We start from the raw sequence: 12,509 nt of genomic DNA, 5'->3' as shown, positions 1-12,509 counted from the left end.
TGTCAAAGTGTGCAAGTTGTAAAACTGCACACTTAAAAAGAGTGTGCAGTTTGAAAAAGTGTCACTCGTTAAAGAGAGCGCAAGCGACAAAATCAGGGGTTTGGGGTCTTCCCCAAGATTAAAAAAGTATCGCAAAAACAGGGCCTAAAATTGGGGCCTGGTTCGAGCGATTTCTTTTTTATTTCAGTATGTGGCTATCCACATACTAATCTTGCCAGATGGGAGATTAACCCTCCTGTCAGGGGTGTCCTGGAATTATTGAGGGGGCCTTATTAAAGTAAAGTAATGGTTCCCAAATAGCTTCATATATGATTAAGCCACACTACATTGAAGGCCCTGAATTATCATAAAGTCCACTTAACCATGTCTGTCAAAATTGAAATACTGTCCCTATACGAAAGGAAAAAGAAGATGGCAAATAGAGTAAGAGCAAAGATAAAGACACTTAGAGTTTCACCAACGGACGAAACAAAACTTAAACGTAGAGTTGCTGAGTCGGGAAAAACTATGCAAGAATTTCTATTAGACTTAGCCCTTAACGGAAAAGTGAGTACCTACGACTATTCCGAGCTAATGGAATTACGTAAAGAAGTTAATGCTATTGGACGTAACGTTAACCAAATTGTTAGATACATTCATGAAACAGGAACAGTTGAACCCGAAGCCTTCGAGATGTTACGTCAAGAAATAAAAGAAATGAATAAGGTTATCATGACTGAATTTAAAGAAGGGAATTTATTGAAAGAAAATGCCAATTACGAAAGTACTACAAATCAAGAAGACTGAGAACCTAAAGAGGTCTATCAACTATATCACACAAGATGCAAAGACGTTAAAAGCAGAGACTAGCACTTCTGAACAAGAGTCATTTCCTATGGAACTTGTTGATGGAACTTTGTGTAAACGTCTAGTCAGTGGTCATAATCTTACTGATGAGTCTGATGCAGAAAATATATTTGACGACTTTGTTTTGATGAAAGAAAGTGCAGATATATTTAATGGCCGTTCTGGATTGAACGCCTATCAATCTGATTTACATGATCCTAAAAAAGTTTTAGCACACCACATTATTCAATCCTTTTCGCCTGATGATAATTTAACCCCAGAAGAAGTACATGAGATAGGACGTAAAACTGTTATGGAATTGACGGGTGGACAGTATCAGTTTGTTATTGCAACGCACATGGATAAAGGACACTTGCATAACCATATTATTTTAAATACAACAAATAGTGTTACTATGAAGAAATTTCAATGGAAAAAGAACACAGCTAAAATGTTGTATGAGATTTCAAATAAGCATGCAGAGATTGCAGGTGCTAAAGTTATTGAACCAAAACTAAATAATAGCTATACAAAATATTCTGCCTGGAGAAGACAAAACGTCTATAAGGTTGAAATAAAAGAACGTCTTGACTTTTTATTACGGCACTCTCTTTCCCTGGAAGATTTCAAGGAGAAAGCCAAGAGTCTAAATGTAACTGTTGATTTTTCAGGTAAGTATGTTAAGTATCGTTTAGATGACAAGGGGCAACAAAAGTTTACCCGTGATCGCACACTTTCCAAAAAGGGGAAATATTCTTTAGAGGAGATTAAGAAGGCTTTAGCAAAGAATGAAGTTGTTTATTCCAAAGAAGATGTTGCTGCAATGTACCAGGAAGAGCAAGAACAAAAAGAGGAAGACTTTGAATATAAGTTAGATCTTGAAGAGTGGCAAGTTGATGAAGTGACCTCACAGGGTATCTTTGTGACAGTTGATTTTGGTATTGACCAAAAAGGTCAAATCAAAATACCTGCACGGATGCTAGATCAGAACGAAGACGGAACATTCACAGCTTACGTTAAACAAAAAGATTTCTTTTACTTTCTCAATCCTGACCACTCAAATCAAAATCGCTATATCACAGGTGGAACGGTTATGAAGCAACTTTCACAAAAGAGTGGGGATCTCTTGCTTAAGAAAAATAAATACATTTCTAAGTTGGACCGCCTAGTTGATGAATTGAACTTTTTATCAGATAACAATGTTACCAATTCTCAACAATACGAAGACCTGGAAAATAAACTCCTGGAACAATTAGAAGAAACCGACTTTGAATTGGAACGTTTGGATGACCGTCTCTCAGAAGCCAATAAAATTATTGGAGCCTTATCAACTTATCAAGGTCAGTTAGCTAATGTAGAGGTTGCTGAAGAGATCCTGGAGAAAAATCATATTGATAAGAATACAGACCCTTACCAAATGAAGAAAGTCCTGGAAGAAGTACAGTTAGAAAGAGCTGCTCTTAAACAAAAACGTGACGACGTTGTTACTAGCTTGACTAAATATCAGAGCATAGATCAAGAACGTCAACACAAGAAAGAAGACAAGGAATTAAAGAAACAACTATAATTTCTTCAAAAAAACAAAACTTTTTACGAATATATAAATAAAAAGAAAAGGAGTTTGAAGATGATTACAGTTGATGAATTGAGAGAAGCCATTGAAAAAGGCTTTATAAAAGGGAAAACAGTTAGTGTTGTACGTAGGAATAACCAAATACATGACTATGTATTACCAGGTGAAAAAGTAGAACCCTGGGAAACTGTTAAAGAAGAATATATAGAAAACATTCTTGAAGAATTAAGAAATACAAATTTGAATTAATTTATGACTACAAGTCCTCTTTACGTACACTATAGTAATAATGTATACTATAGTACATATTATATTAGGAGGAAGTTATGGATAAATTAGTTACAGAATTATATGAACAAATGAAAGAAATTGAAGAAGGTTATGTTGAATGGGAAAAAACGTGTCAGAAAGAATTAATATGGAGCCGAATTGGTTTTTTTGCCAGCCTTATCGTTCTATCTATTCTGATTTTTCTTTGTGTACCAGGAGTAATAGAAAATATTTGGGGAAACACCTGGAAATGGATAATAATCGGAGCTACTCTATTTTTCATAGCACTTACTGTTTTAGCCTATAAAATATTTAACAAAAAGTTTAAGGAGATACCTACTAAATTTGATATTGTTTGCACTAATGCCGCAAAAAAGATAAAAGAAGTTTATGGAGATAATAATGCATCGAAGTTCATTGATCTTTTAATATCTGATTTAACAAACAAAAAATCAACTGCCTTGAAAATATATGACAACACAATCAAAGCAGTTACTTCATTACCAATGTTGGTAGCCACTACTGCGCTTGGTTTTATTTTGAAGGGTGGTTTTGAGTCTAAATTTAGTGAGTCTGATTTAAATTTGATTTTTGGAATTTCCTTTCTGATTCTATTGTTTAAGATAGTAAGTCATGGTATTGTCTCAACCATTAATAACCCTATTTGGGGTAAATCATATAAAGAAACCTATCTTTTAAGAGTTCTTCAGGTAGCTAAATATGAAGTCTTAAAAAAATAAAGAACAAACTTAAGGACAATAGGCTGTAGCCTATTGTCCCTTTTTTATTTTATTGTTATGATAGGCTTTGATAGACGGACAATAGGGTTAGGCAAAACAAGGAGGACAAAATGGCAAGAATTGGTTACGCTAGAGTAAGTACAATCGATCAGAATTTAGACCGACAGCTTGAACAACTGAAAGATACAGAAAAGATATTTAAAGAGGCTGCAAGTGGAGCGAATAAAGAACGTCCGCAGCTTAAAGCCTTACTAGATTTTATTCGTGAAGGTGATATTGTTGTTGTGACTGAGTTGGAAAGACTAGGCCGTAATAACAAGGATCTAACGTTTATAATGAACTATATTCAAGAGAAGGGGGCAACTCTGGAAGTTTTAAACCTTCCAACTCTTAGAGGGATTGAGGATGACAATTTAAGAAGGCTGCTTAACAACCTGATCTTGGAAATATACAAATACCAGGCACAGGCAGAAAGAGAACGTATTAAGGAACGTCAAGCCCAGGGAATTGCTCTAGCAAAAGCTCAAGGAAAGTACACAGGTAGAAAAGCATTATTTACAGAAGATGATGAACGACTTAAGCACGCATTTGATCTATATTTATCGGGTTATTCAGACAAAGATGTTGCCTCTATGACAGGGATCAATGAAAGAACCTTCAGAAGGTATAGAGAGAAGTACAATATAGTAAGATAATTTTTCTAAGAGCTGCGTTTCTATTTTTCAACAGTAGAAGAGATATAATCGTCTTGCTATCCCTTTAGGAACCCCCAAGCTCACAAGCTTGGGGGTTATGCTTTCCGTTATTTACTATCTTCATGCTTCAGTAAGTACATGAGGACAAGTATCAGAATTACTTGTTCCATGCTATCACCTCCTTTCGTCAGTAATAACCACGCTTGCGTGGTAAGCTGAAAACGAAAGAGGGGGAGCTTGGAACATAAACAGTACAAAGATACGGAAAGCGTAAGAGTTTATCAAAACAATAATTACAAACATAAATATATTTATAATTATAAATTATTGACAACTTAGTGAGGTTTTAGTATAATAACAGTATCAGAATTACTTGTTCCATGTCACCTTATAGGTTCATGGAAGCGTTATGAAATTTTAACGTAACGTAGTAGAACGCAGGATAACTCCTGCGTTTTTTTTATGATGAATTAGATTACGTCATTTTTCTATTAACAGCAGGGAAAACTTAATCGTCTTGCTGTCCCTTTAGGAACCCCCAAGCTCACGAGCTTGGGGGTTATGCTTTCCGTTATTTACTATCTTCATGCGTCAGTAAGTACATGAGGACAAGGATCAGAATTACTTGTTCCATGCTATCACCTCCTTTCGTCAGCAATAACCACGCTTGCGTGGTAAGCTGAAAACGAAGGAGGGGGAGCTTGGAACATAAACAATACAAAGATACGGAAAGTGTAAGAATTTATTAGAACAACTGACAATCAATATATTTATAATTATATTGATGTTGAAATTGTGTTATAATGTCATTATAACTTGATTAGGAGGAAGTTAATATGAGAAATACACAACGAGTTGATAGTTTGCTTGTCCTCACTTCTGATATAGCAAGGATAAATCAAATTGTTGCCCAATCACATGATTGGGAACTTAAGGAATTAGATGAATTCCTGGAAGAGTATGTTGAGGGAGACAAATTAAAGAAAACTAACCCTAAACCCGTCTTTGTTTCGACTAAACAAAGTTTTAGTCTTTTTACGGTTGAGACAAAAACAATTCATGGGAAAAGCGCTTATCTTTTGACATTAGTTTCAGGGTATAGCCCTATGAATTGGGATCCAGAATTTTTTGCTGCTGCTGAAAGAGAAGTTGATTTGAGTGGAAAACCAGTATATATGAGGTTGTACAAAGATCCTGAAGATGGTATTAATTATCCTGTAAGGTAGATAGCAATATTGATTTGAGAACAGTGTAGCGACTACACTGTTTTTTATTGTCAAAAATCAACATCAATATAAATATCATTATAATTATATTGATGTTTATATTGACAAATATAATTATAATGATATAATAGTAATATAGTTAAACAAGGAAAGGAAGCATCAAAATGAAAATCGTTACTTTTGCTGCTATTAAAGGAGGGGTGGGAAAAACCACTCTAGCATATAACCTGGGGGAAGACCTAGCTAAAAAGGGGAAGTCTGTTCTTTTTTTAGACATTGATCATCAATGCAACCTAACACAAACCTACAATATTTTTGAAGCTGAAGGAACGATAGCAAATATCTTCAGACAAAAAGGTGAGGTAACTATCCATCATGTTAAAGATAATATTGACCTTATCCCTGGTTATATCCGCCTAGACAATATTGAAAAAGACCTTGAAACAAAGTCTTATAAAGATATGCTACTTTACATGTGGTTAGAGGATAACTATGAAAGTAAGAATTTAGGACAATACGATTATATTATAATTGATTGTCATCCTGACTTTTCGACAGCAACTAGAAATGCGGTAATTGTTAGTCATGCGGTTATAAGTCCTGTTATTCCTTCTGAACACGGTTATCATGCTAAGTTTAATCTCAAGGAGCGTCTGGAAGAGTTGAAAGCTGAGACTTTTGATTATAAAACAAGAGAAAGTTTTGTGACAGCCAAACTATTCTTTGTCGGCAACATGATTAAACATAACACAAAATCTTCTAAAGAGTTGATAGAAGCACTTGCTGAAGAAGATGATGTTATTGGATTTATTCCACAAAAAGAACTTTTTAACCGTTCAACGATGGATAAGATTTCCCTTCCTGAGATGAAAGAAGATAAGGTGATTTATCAACATAATAAAAAATTCTTTGATGATCTTGACGTGACTTTTGAAGAAATTGCTGCTAAACTATAAATATAAACATAGATATAATTATAATTATAATTATATCTAAGAAAGGGATATCTAATGGCATTTGATAAAAACAATAAAAATATTAGTGAAATGTTGAAGGCTACTGAAGAAAAAGAAACAAAACAAGAAGTAGTGAAGGTAGTAGAAGATTTTGAAAGAACAAAGCAGTTCCAATTCACGTTACAGCCCTCTGTACGTGAGAAGATAAATCGTTTAGCAAAAGAGAACGGTTATCGCTCTGCTTCATCATTTCTAAATGACTATTTCAAAAACTTATAAACATAAATACAAATATAATTATAAATATAAACATAATGACCTATTATAAGTAGGTCTTTTTTAATATATTGGAGGAAGAATGACAGCATCATTTAGTGAATTAGAGTTTCATCAAAAATTGAGGGAAAATAATCAGCAATTATTCCTTAAGATGGTAGCTTCTTACGAGAAGACGATAGCAACTAGCATGAGGGCCCAAGGCTTCAAAAGAGTTAACCAAAAAGAACGAACAGTAACCTTTTCATTTGGAACTATGACCTTTTCAAGAAGTCGTTGGAAAAAGGGAAATGTCATTAGGATCCCTTTAGACGAACAGTTAGGACTTATCCCACGGCAGCGCTTTTCGCAAGAGTTTCTATACTTGGTGACTGTTTTGGCCTCTTTCATGCCTTACCGTAAAGTCGTTGAGGTATTTGATTTATTACAAGATATTGGTATTTCAAAGAATGTCGTTCATAGGGCAGTGTCTGAAGCAGGCAACCTCATTAAGCAAAAAGAAGAGTACGATTCTTGGGCTTTATCAGAAAGTATAGAACGAAAGGAAAAAATCAAGACCGACATAATTTATATTGAAGGTGATGGTGTTTGGGTGAGAAAGTCGGAACAATCCTCCATAGAATTAAGCCATTTTGTCGTACACACGGGTTCTGATAGTAGTTGTAGAAAGAAACTGCAAAATAAATTTGAAGTTATTAACTCAAAAGTGAAAAAAGCAAAAGATACACTGCTTGATTATATAACAACTAATTTTGAGCTTGCACCAGGAACAACTATCATCACAAACTCAGATGGAGGAAAAGGCTACACCCCGTCATCATTCCGTGAATTTGTGAAATTTTGTTCAAAGGGTGAGCATATTCACTTTTGGGACCCCTATCATGTTAGTGAGTGTATCAAGAAAAATCTTACTCCTATTTCCTGCGATTTAGCTGATGCTGCAGTCAAGAAAATTAGGAAAAGAGACAAGATAGGCCTAAAGGTAATCTTAGATACAGCAGAGTCGCTATTAGAGACGGATGCTAAGTTAGAGTCATTTCAGGCCTTCAAAAAACGTATCATCAATGACTTTAACTATACGGCATCACCAAAGGATAGAGGTCTAGGGTATTTAACCATTGGTGTGATGGAGTCGCAACACAGAAAAATGACATATCGAATGAAAAAACGTGGTATGTATTGGTCAGAAGAAGGTGCTGTTGCTATGGCTCAAATAATTTTGTTGTATTATTCAGGAGATTTACGAGATATATTTTTTGGTAGTTGGAGAAAAGAATACAAAAAAATAAAAAAACTAGATCATTTTGATCTAGTTAGGGGAGAAAATAAAAGTGAGCATTTGATTCCTGGAGCAAGAGTTGCACGTGATGGCTTGACTCCTATGATTAGGAAATTATGATAATAGAAAATTAAAAGAACCCTTGATATTATAGGCTTTTAAGAAACTTTATTTAGCAAAAACACTTGTAATATGCTCTAATTGTGGTATAATAATCTTATAGATAAAACACGAGAAAAAGACGGAAGGTGTTCGCGCACCTACCGCCTTACCGATTAAACAAGTAGTAGTTGCTTAATCAGTTTAAAATTATTGTATCATCAAGATAACAGTAAAGTCAAGACTGAAATGAGTGAAAACGCTACACTTTTTCGGTCTTTCTTTTATGTTCTCTTGGTGATTTTAATTTCTCCCAAAGTGGGACACATACTCTATTCACTTTTCCCTTGCATTATCCTTCAAACTTTGGTAGAATTATATCTTGTGAGTGCACCTCACTTACTCGTGGCGAAAGACCATGAGTCATTAGACCAAAAGAGGAGGAAAATATCAATGGCTAAATACGAAATTCTTTATATCATTCGTCCAAACATTGAAGAAGAAGCTAAAAACGCTTTGGTAGCACGTTTCGATTCTATCTTGACTGACAACGGTGCAACTGTTGTTGAATCAAAAGATTGGGAAAAACGTCGTCTTGCATACGAAATCCAAGATTTCCGTGAAGGACTTTACCACGTTGTTAACGTTGAAGCAAACGACGATGCAGCTCTTAACGAGTTCGACCGTCTTTCAAAAATCAACGGTGACATTCTTCGTCACATGATCGTTAAACTTGACGCGTAAGAAGGTAAATTATGATTAATAATGTCGTACTCGTTGGTCGCATGACCCGTGATGCGGAACTTCGTTATACACCAAGCAACGTTGCTGTTGCAACATTTAGCCTTGCGGTTAACCGTAACTTCAAGGGTGCTAATGGTGAACGTGAAACAGACTTTATTAACTGTGTTATCTGGCGCCAGCAAGCTGAAAATTTGGCTAACTGGGCTAAGAAAGGCGCATTGATTGGAATTACAGGTCGTATTCAGACTCGTAACTATGAAAATCAACAAGGTCAACGTGTTTACGTAACTGAAGTTGTCGCTGATAATTTCCAAATGTTGGAAAGCCGTGCGGCACGTGAAGGTCACAGTGGTGGTTCTTACAACGCTGGAGGATTTGATAATTCAAATTCATTCGGTGGTGGAGCTTCAACTGGTGGTTCATTTGGTGGATCACAACCTGCACAATCTACACCAAACTTCGGTCGTGATGAGAGTCCATTTGGTAATTCAAATCCAATGGATATTTCAGATGACGATCTCCCATTCTAAGAATGGACAAAACGAATTAAATATATAAAGGAGAAATAAACATGGCTCAACAACGTCGTGGCGGATTCAAACGCCGTAAAAAAGTTGATTACATCGCAGCTAACAAAATCGAATATGTTGATTACAAAGATACTGAGCTTCTTAGCCGTTTCGTTTCAGAACGTGGTAAAATTCTTCCACGTCGTGTAACAGGAACTTCAGCTAAAAACCAACGTAAAGTAACAACAGCGATTAAACGCGCTCGCGTTATGGCACTTATGCCTTACGTAAACGAAGACTAAAAATAATGCCCTCGACTGAGGGTATTTTTTTCTGCCTTGATTTTGTAGTTTTTTGTTATTTTTAGGCTTGTGTGCTGAGTTTTATTTTATACTTTAGAGAAAAAGAAAAACCAACTGGTCTTCTCATTTATCTTGAGGAGCTAGCTGGTTGTTTTGTGGTATATAGAGTGTGTTTTCTAAGAAATCATCAAATTTTTGGTCGTTAACGAGGATATCGATATTGTCTTTGAAGACCTTGAAGCGGTTGGATAACCAGTGTGTTTTGATGTCTGCCCAATTGTTGAAGCGACTCCACCTGTAAGGAAGTGTAGGGTCCTGTTTTTCAAAGACATAGATACTGCCGTCTTTTTCATAAGCTATAGCCGTGTGGAAATTGCTGACATCACCAGGGCTATTTTGAAAGACCGATAGGAGTTTAACCTTCTCTGGAAACTTGAGTCCAGCTTTTTTCCAAGCTTTAAGGAGATCGTCTGTAGTCTGATAGCTGATATTATCACCAAAAAGGAGACTGTAGAGAGCTTGATCCTTGGCAGTTAACTCTTTGTGGTGTGACTTAAGATCTATAAATTCGTTTTGAAGGGGGAGGTCTAATTTGATAAGGTCCTCTGAGCTTGTAATAAGGTTATGAAGGAGCAGGAATGATGTTCGTCGGCAGTTTAAGTCATCAGTAAAGTGTGATTTGTTATCTTCAAAAGTTTTTTCATTAAGGAAGGTGACGAATTGGTTTTGGTCCTTGCCGATTTTACTTTTGGTCCATTTTTTGACAACTGGCTGAAGGTTTGTATTTTCCTGATTGTAACGAGTAATATAAGGGGCTAGATTGTCCCAGTCTTTGGTCGGTATGCCTTTGCTTTTTAAGGCTTTGGCTAGCTGTTTTTCCTGAGTGGGAGTCGTCACGTTGTTGAAACTATAGTAAGCTTGATAGTTTTTCTGAGTATTCTTGTGGCTGCATGCCATAAGTAATAGGCAGCAAGCAATGATTAGTAGAGGGAATTTGATACGCATCTATTGGAATTCTTTCTTTTGTCTATTAACTTTAACATTTTAGTATAGAATAGCCAACTGTGTCAAGATTTCTGACGTAAAAAAGCACCCATAAGGGTGCTTGAGGTTGAGATTGATTAAGATGCAGGTGCGTAAGTACTTTGAACGTTGTAGTGACGTTTGAAGAAGTATTTGGCAACACCAGCGATGACACCAATGATAAGGATCACAATTGGTGAAAGACCAGGGTTGAGGTAGCTTGGAAGAAGGGCTGTAAGACTAAAGAGGGCAAACCATGCAATAAAAGAGAGAGTGATGATGGTCATGCTGAACCACCATTTTGGACGTTCTTCCTTTGGTTTGTTATTGTGACGGTAGATGTAGTGGTAAGGGGTATACATAGCAAGACCGCCAATGAATGACACTGAAAGCAGGGTTGTGAGGCCGTAGCTGGTTTGTGTACCTGAGAAACCAAAGATTGCGTTCATGATAGCAACGATGGCTAGAAGGAAGAGTGAGGTATCAAGCCACATCTTCCAAGGTGTTTTATCTGTTTCAGGCACTTCTTTGCTAGGCTTACCAGTTTCAGGTTTTTGGTGTTTTTCAGGAGAGAAACTAGCTGCCCAAACAGTTGGAGCACCAAGGAGTCCACGTCCTGTGATTCCTTTTTTCTGGTTTTCGATAAGTTCAGGAATAATATCGCCAAGGATATCTTTGATTTCTTGGTCTGACTTACCATCTTTGATGAGTTGGTTGGTTGCGATGTGGATAAATTCTTGGTTTTTCTTGGTGAGTTTTTGGATGTCCATGAGATGACCTTTCGATAAATAGTATTATTTTTTAGTTTTGTAGTTTAGGGAAAAGAAGAGGCTCTATGTTAGAACCATTTTTTCCTGATAAAGTAGATAACAACGCAGGATGACCCGAAGGCTGCGATGAAAAAGATAACCCAAAAAGCATTATCTAAATCGTTTAGAGGCATAGAATTATTTTTAAAGTTCATGCCGTAGGCGGAGAAGATAACGGTTGGGATGTCCAGAGCCATAGTCATGAGAGCGAGTGTCTTCATGATAGTGTTCTGGTTATTGCCGATGATAGAAGCAGCGGTTTCAGCCATGGCATTCAAGACATTTTCATAGATGCCTGCCATCTCAATGGCCTGTTGGGTTTCGACCAGTGTATCTTCCAAGAGATCCTCGTCCTCGATATATTTCTTCAAGCTAGAGGCGTTACCTGTTAGCTTTTTGACAATTCGCTCATTCATCTTAAGTGAGGCTTTTAGATAGACAATGGATTTTTCCAATTCCATCATGTCAATCAAGTGCTCGTTTTTAGTCGCATTTTCCAACTGAGCTTCCAATTTATCGCTCTGACGGTCGATAGAACGTAGGGCGGTTAGGAAGAGTTGAGCATTGCGATAGAGAATCTGAAAGACAAAACGGGTCTTCATAAAGGTGTAGAAGTTACGTACACGGTGGTTGAGGAAGTTGTCCATGAGGCTGATGTCCTCGAGACAGGTTGTAACAACCACCTCATCGGTAACGATGATACCCAATGGAATAGTGACGTAGTAGCTTTTGTTATTACGCTCTTCTTGGGTTGGGACGTCGACCAGAATCAGGGTGTAGTCATCTTCGACATCGATACGTGATGTTTCTTCCACGTCCAGAGGGGCACGGAGGTCTTGAATATCAATGTTAAAACGTTCTGCGACCTTCATGGCTTCTTCTTGGGAAGGGTTCACCAAATGAATCCAAGCACCAGGCTCGAATGTTTCAATTTCTTTGAATTCTTTTCCGGTGGATAAGAACATTTGTTTCAATGGGAACCCCTCCTTTGTCATTAGGTAAGCGCTAGCGCCTTGATTACAAAAGGATTTTTACAATCGCTTTTAAGTAAAATAAACACTGCTCTTAGCTTTTTTTAGTGATGTCAAATGAGGCTTGGGACGATGTTCCTTGCCTTTTTTAGACACTCCAATATTATACTACATTTGAAACATTTTTGGGCTGGATAAATTGAAATTTTGTT

Annotated in this window: 15 protein-coding genes; 12 read left to right on the top strand and 3 right to left on the bottom strand. The window is 36.6% G+C overall.

Annotated features, from left to right (window positions below; all coding sequences use genetic code 11):
• Positions 1-411: 411 nt before the first annotated feature.
• The 12 genes from mobC (at position 412) to rpsR (ending at position 9,494) form a co-directional block, all read left to right on the top strand.
• Complete coding sequence (gene mobC, locus NYE32_RS08815; protein WP_175062656.1) at positions 412-786, top strand: plasmid mobilization relaxosome protein MobC; 375 nt, start codon at positions 412-414, stop codon at positions 784-786.
• A gap of 88 nt (positions 787-874) precedes the next feature.
• Complete coding sequence (locus tag NYE32_RS08810) at positions 875-2,392, top strand: relaxase/mobilization nuclease domain-containing protein (RefSeq protein ID WP_339156999.1); 1,518 nt, start codon at positions 875-877, stop codon at positions 2,390-2,392.
• A gap of 60 nt (positions 2,393-2,452) precedes the next feature.
• The gene (locus NYE32_RS08805) at positions 2,453-2,647 is read left to right on the top strand and encodes a hypothetical protein (RefSeq protein WP_049546106.1); all 195 of its coding nucleotides are present in this window, start codon (positions 2,453-2,455) and stop codon (positions 2,645-2,647) included.
• A gap of 77 nt (positions 2,648-2,724) precedes the next feature.
• Entirely contained in the window at positions 2,725-3,408 is a 684-nt protein-coding gene (locus NYE32_RS08800; protein WP_339156998.1) for a hypothetical protein, read from the top strand.
• 110 nt (positions 3,409-3,518) lie between these two features.
• Positions 3,519-4,103 carry a recombinase family protein gene (locus tag NYE32_RS08795; RefSeq protein ID WP_037599279.1) on the top strand — a complete coding sequence of 195 codons (585 nt, stop codon included), beginning with the start codon at positions 3,519-3,521 and terminating at the stop codon, positions 4,101-4,103.
• Between the two features lie 836 nt (positions 4,104-4,939).
• On the top strand, positions 4,940-5,329 hold the full coding sequence (locus NYE32_RS08790; RefSeq protein WP_037600146.1) for a hypothetical protein: 390 nt from the start codon (positions 4,940-4,942) through the stop codon (positions 5,327-5,329).
• Positions 5,330-5,493: 164 nt separating this feature from the next.
• Positions 5,494-6,285: a ParA family protein gene (locus NYE32_RS08785; RefSeq protein ID WP_037600145.1), complete on the top strand. Its 792-nt coding sequence runs from the start codon at positions 5,494-5,496 to the stop codon at positions 6,283-6,285.
• A 54-nt stretch (positions 6,286-6,339) separates the two neighbouring features.
• A complete protein-coding gene (locus NYE32_RS08780; protein WP_037600143.1) occupies positions 6,340-6,564 on the top strand; it encodes a hypothetical protein in 225 nt (74 codons plus the stop codon).
• Positions 6,565-6,643: 79 nt separating this feature from the next.
• A complete protein-coding gene (locus NYE32_RS08775) occupies positions 6,644-7,960 on the top strand; it encodes an ISLre2 family transposase (protein WP_339156996.1) in 1,317 nt (438 codons plus the stop codon).
• Positions 7,961-8,392: 432 nt separating this feature from the next.
• Complete coding sequence (gene rpsF, locus NYE32_RS08770) at positions 8,393-8,683, top strand: 30S ribosomal protein S6 (RefSeq protein WP_003093185.1); 291 nt, start codon at positions 8,393-8,395, stop codon at positions 8,681-8,683.
• A gap of 11 nt (positions 8,684-8,694) precedes the next feature.
• On the top strand, positions 8,695-9,213 hold the full coding sequence (locus NYE32_RS08765; RefSeq protein ID WP_002891844.1) for a single-stranded DNA-binding protein: 519 nt from the start codon (positions 8,695-8,697) through the stop codon (positions 9,211-9,213).
• 41 nt (positions 9,214-9,254) lie between these two features.
• Complete coding sequence (rpsR, locus tag NYE32_RS08760) at positions 9,255-9,494, top strand: 30S ribosomal protein S18 (RefSeq protein WP_000068665.1); 240 nt, start codon at positions 9,255-9,257, stop codon at positions 9,492-9,494.
• 123 nt (positions 9,495-9,617) lie between these two features.
• On the opposite strand, the gene NYE32_RS08755 is transcribed toward rpsR, so the two are convergent.
• The 3 genes from NYE32_RS08755 to NYE32_RS08745 form a co-directional block, all read right to left on the bottom strand.
• Entirely contained in the window at positions 9,618-10,499 is an 882-nt protein-coding gene (locus tag NYE32_RS08755; RefSeq protein WP_002891843.1) for a DUF4300 family protein, read from the bottom strand.
• A 116-nt stretch (positions 10,500-10,615) separates the two neighbouring features.
• Positions 10,616-11,287 carry a DUF1129 domain-containing protein gene (locus NYE32_RS08750; protein ID WP_002891841.1) on the bottom strand — a complete coding sequence of 224 codons (672 nt, stop codon included), beginning with the start codon at positions 11,285-11,287 and terminating at the stop codon, positions 10,616-10,618.
• 68 nt (positions 11,288-11,355) lie between these two features.
• Entirely contained in the window at positions 11,356-12,300 is a 945-nt protein-coding gene (locus NYE32_RS08745; RefSeq protein ID WP_004183470.1) for a magnesium transporter CorA family protein, read from the bottom strand.
• Positions 12,301-12,509 lie beyond the last annotated feature (209 nt).

It is taken from the genome of Streptococcus sp. FSL R7-0248 (assembly GCF_037967965.1).
GTDB lineage: Bacteria > Bacillota > Bacilli > Lactobacillales > Streptococcaceae > Streptococcus.
Note: the sequence above shows the minus strand (reverse complement) of the source record. Positions and strands in the feature narration are given on the sequence as shown.

Excerpts from the sequence above, each read along its gene's own strand:
- NYE32_RS08800 (WP_339156998.1), top strand. The coding sequence starts at position 2,725 with ATGGATAAATTAGTTACAGAATTATATGAACAAATGAAAGAAATTGAA.
- NYE32_RS08785 (WP_037600145.1), top strand. The coding sequence starts at position 5,494 with ATGAAAATCGTTACTTTTGCTGCTATTAAAGGAGGGGTGGGAAAAACC.
- NYE32_RS08755 (WP_002891843.1), bottom strand. The coding sequence starts at position 10,499 with ATGCGTATCAAATTCCCTCTACTAATCATTGCTTGCTGCCTATTACTT.
- NYE32_RS08790 (WP_037600146.1), top strand. The coding sequence starts at position 4,940 with ATGAGAAATACACAACGAGTTGATAGTTTGCTTGTCCTCACTTCTGAT.
- rpsF (WP_003093185.1), top strand. The coding sequence starts at position 8,393 with ATGGCTAAATACGAAATTCTTTATATCATTCGTCCAAACATTGAAGAA.
- NYE32_RS08775 (WP_339156996.1), top strand. The coding sequence starts at position 6,644 with ATGACAGCATCATTTAGTGAATTAGAGTTTCATCAAAAATTGAGGGAA.
- rpsR (WP_000068665.1), top strand. The coding sequence starts at position 9,255 with ATGGCTCAACAACGTCGTGGCGGATTCAAACGCCGTAAAAAAGTTGAT.
- NYE32_RS08750 (WP_002891841.1), bottom strand. The coding sequence starts at position 11,287 with ATGGACATCCAAAAACTCACCAAGAAAAACCAAGAATTTATCCACATC.
- NYE32_RS08765 (WP_002891844.1), top strand. The coding sequence starts at position 8,695 with ATGATTAATAATGTCGTACTCGTTGGTCGCATGACCCGTGATGCGGAA.
- NYE32_RS08795 (WP_037599279.1), top strand. The coding sequence starts at position 3,519 with ATGGCAAGAATTGGTTACGCTAGAGTAAGTACAATCGATCAGAATTTA.
- NYE32_RS08780 (WP_037600143.1), top strand. The coding sequence starts at position 6,340 with ATGGCATTTGATAAAAACAATAAAAATATTAGTGAAATGTTGAAGGCT.
- NYE32_RS08810 (WP_339156999.1), top strand. The coding sequence starts at position 875 with ATGGAACTTGTTGATGGAACTTTGTGTAAACGTCTAGTCAGTGGTCAT.
- NYE32_RS08805 (WP_049546106.1), top strand. The coding sequence starts at position 2,453 with ATGATTACAGTTGATGAATTGAGAGAAGCCATTGAAAAAGGCTTTATA.
- mobC (WP_175062656.1), top strand. The coding sequence starts at position 412 with ATGGCAAATAGAGTAAGAGCAAAGATAAAGACACTTAGAGTTTCACCA.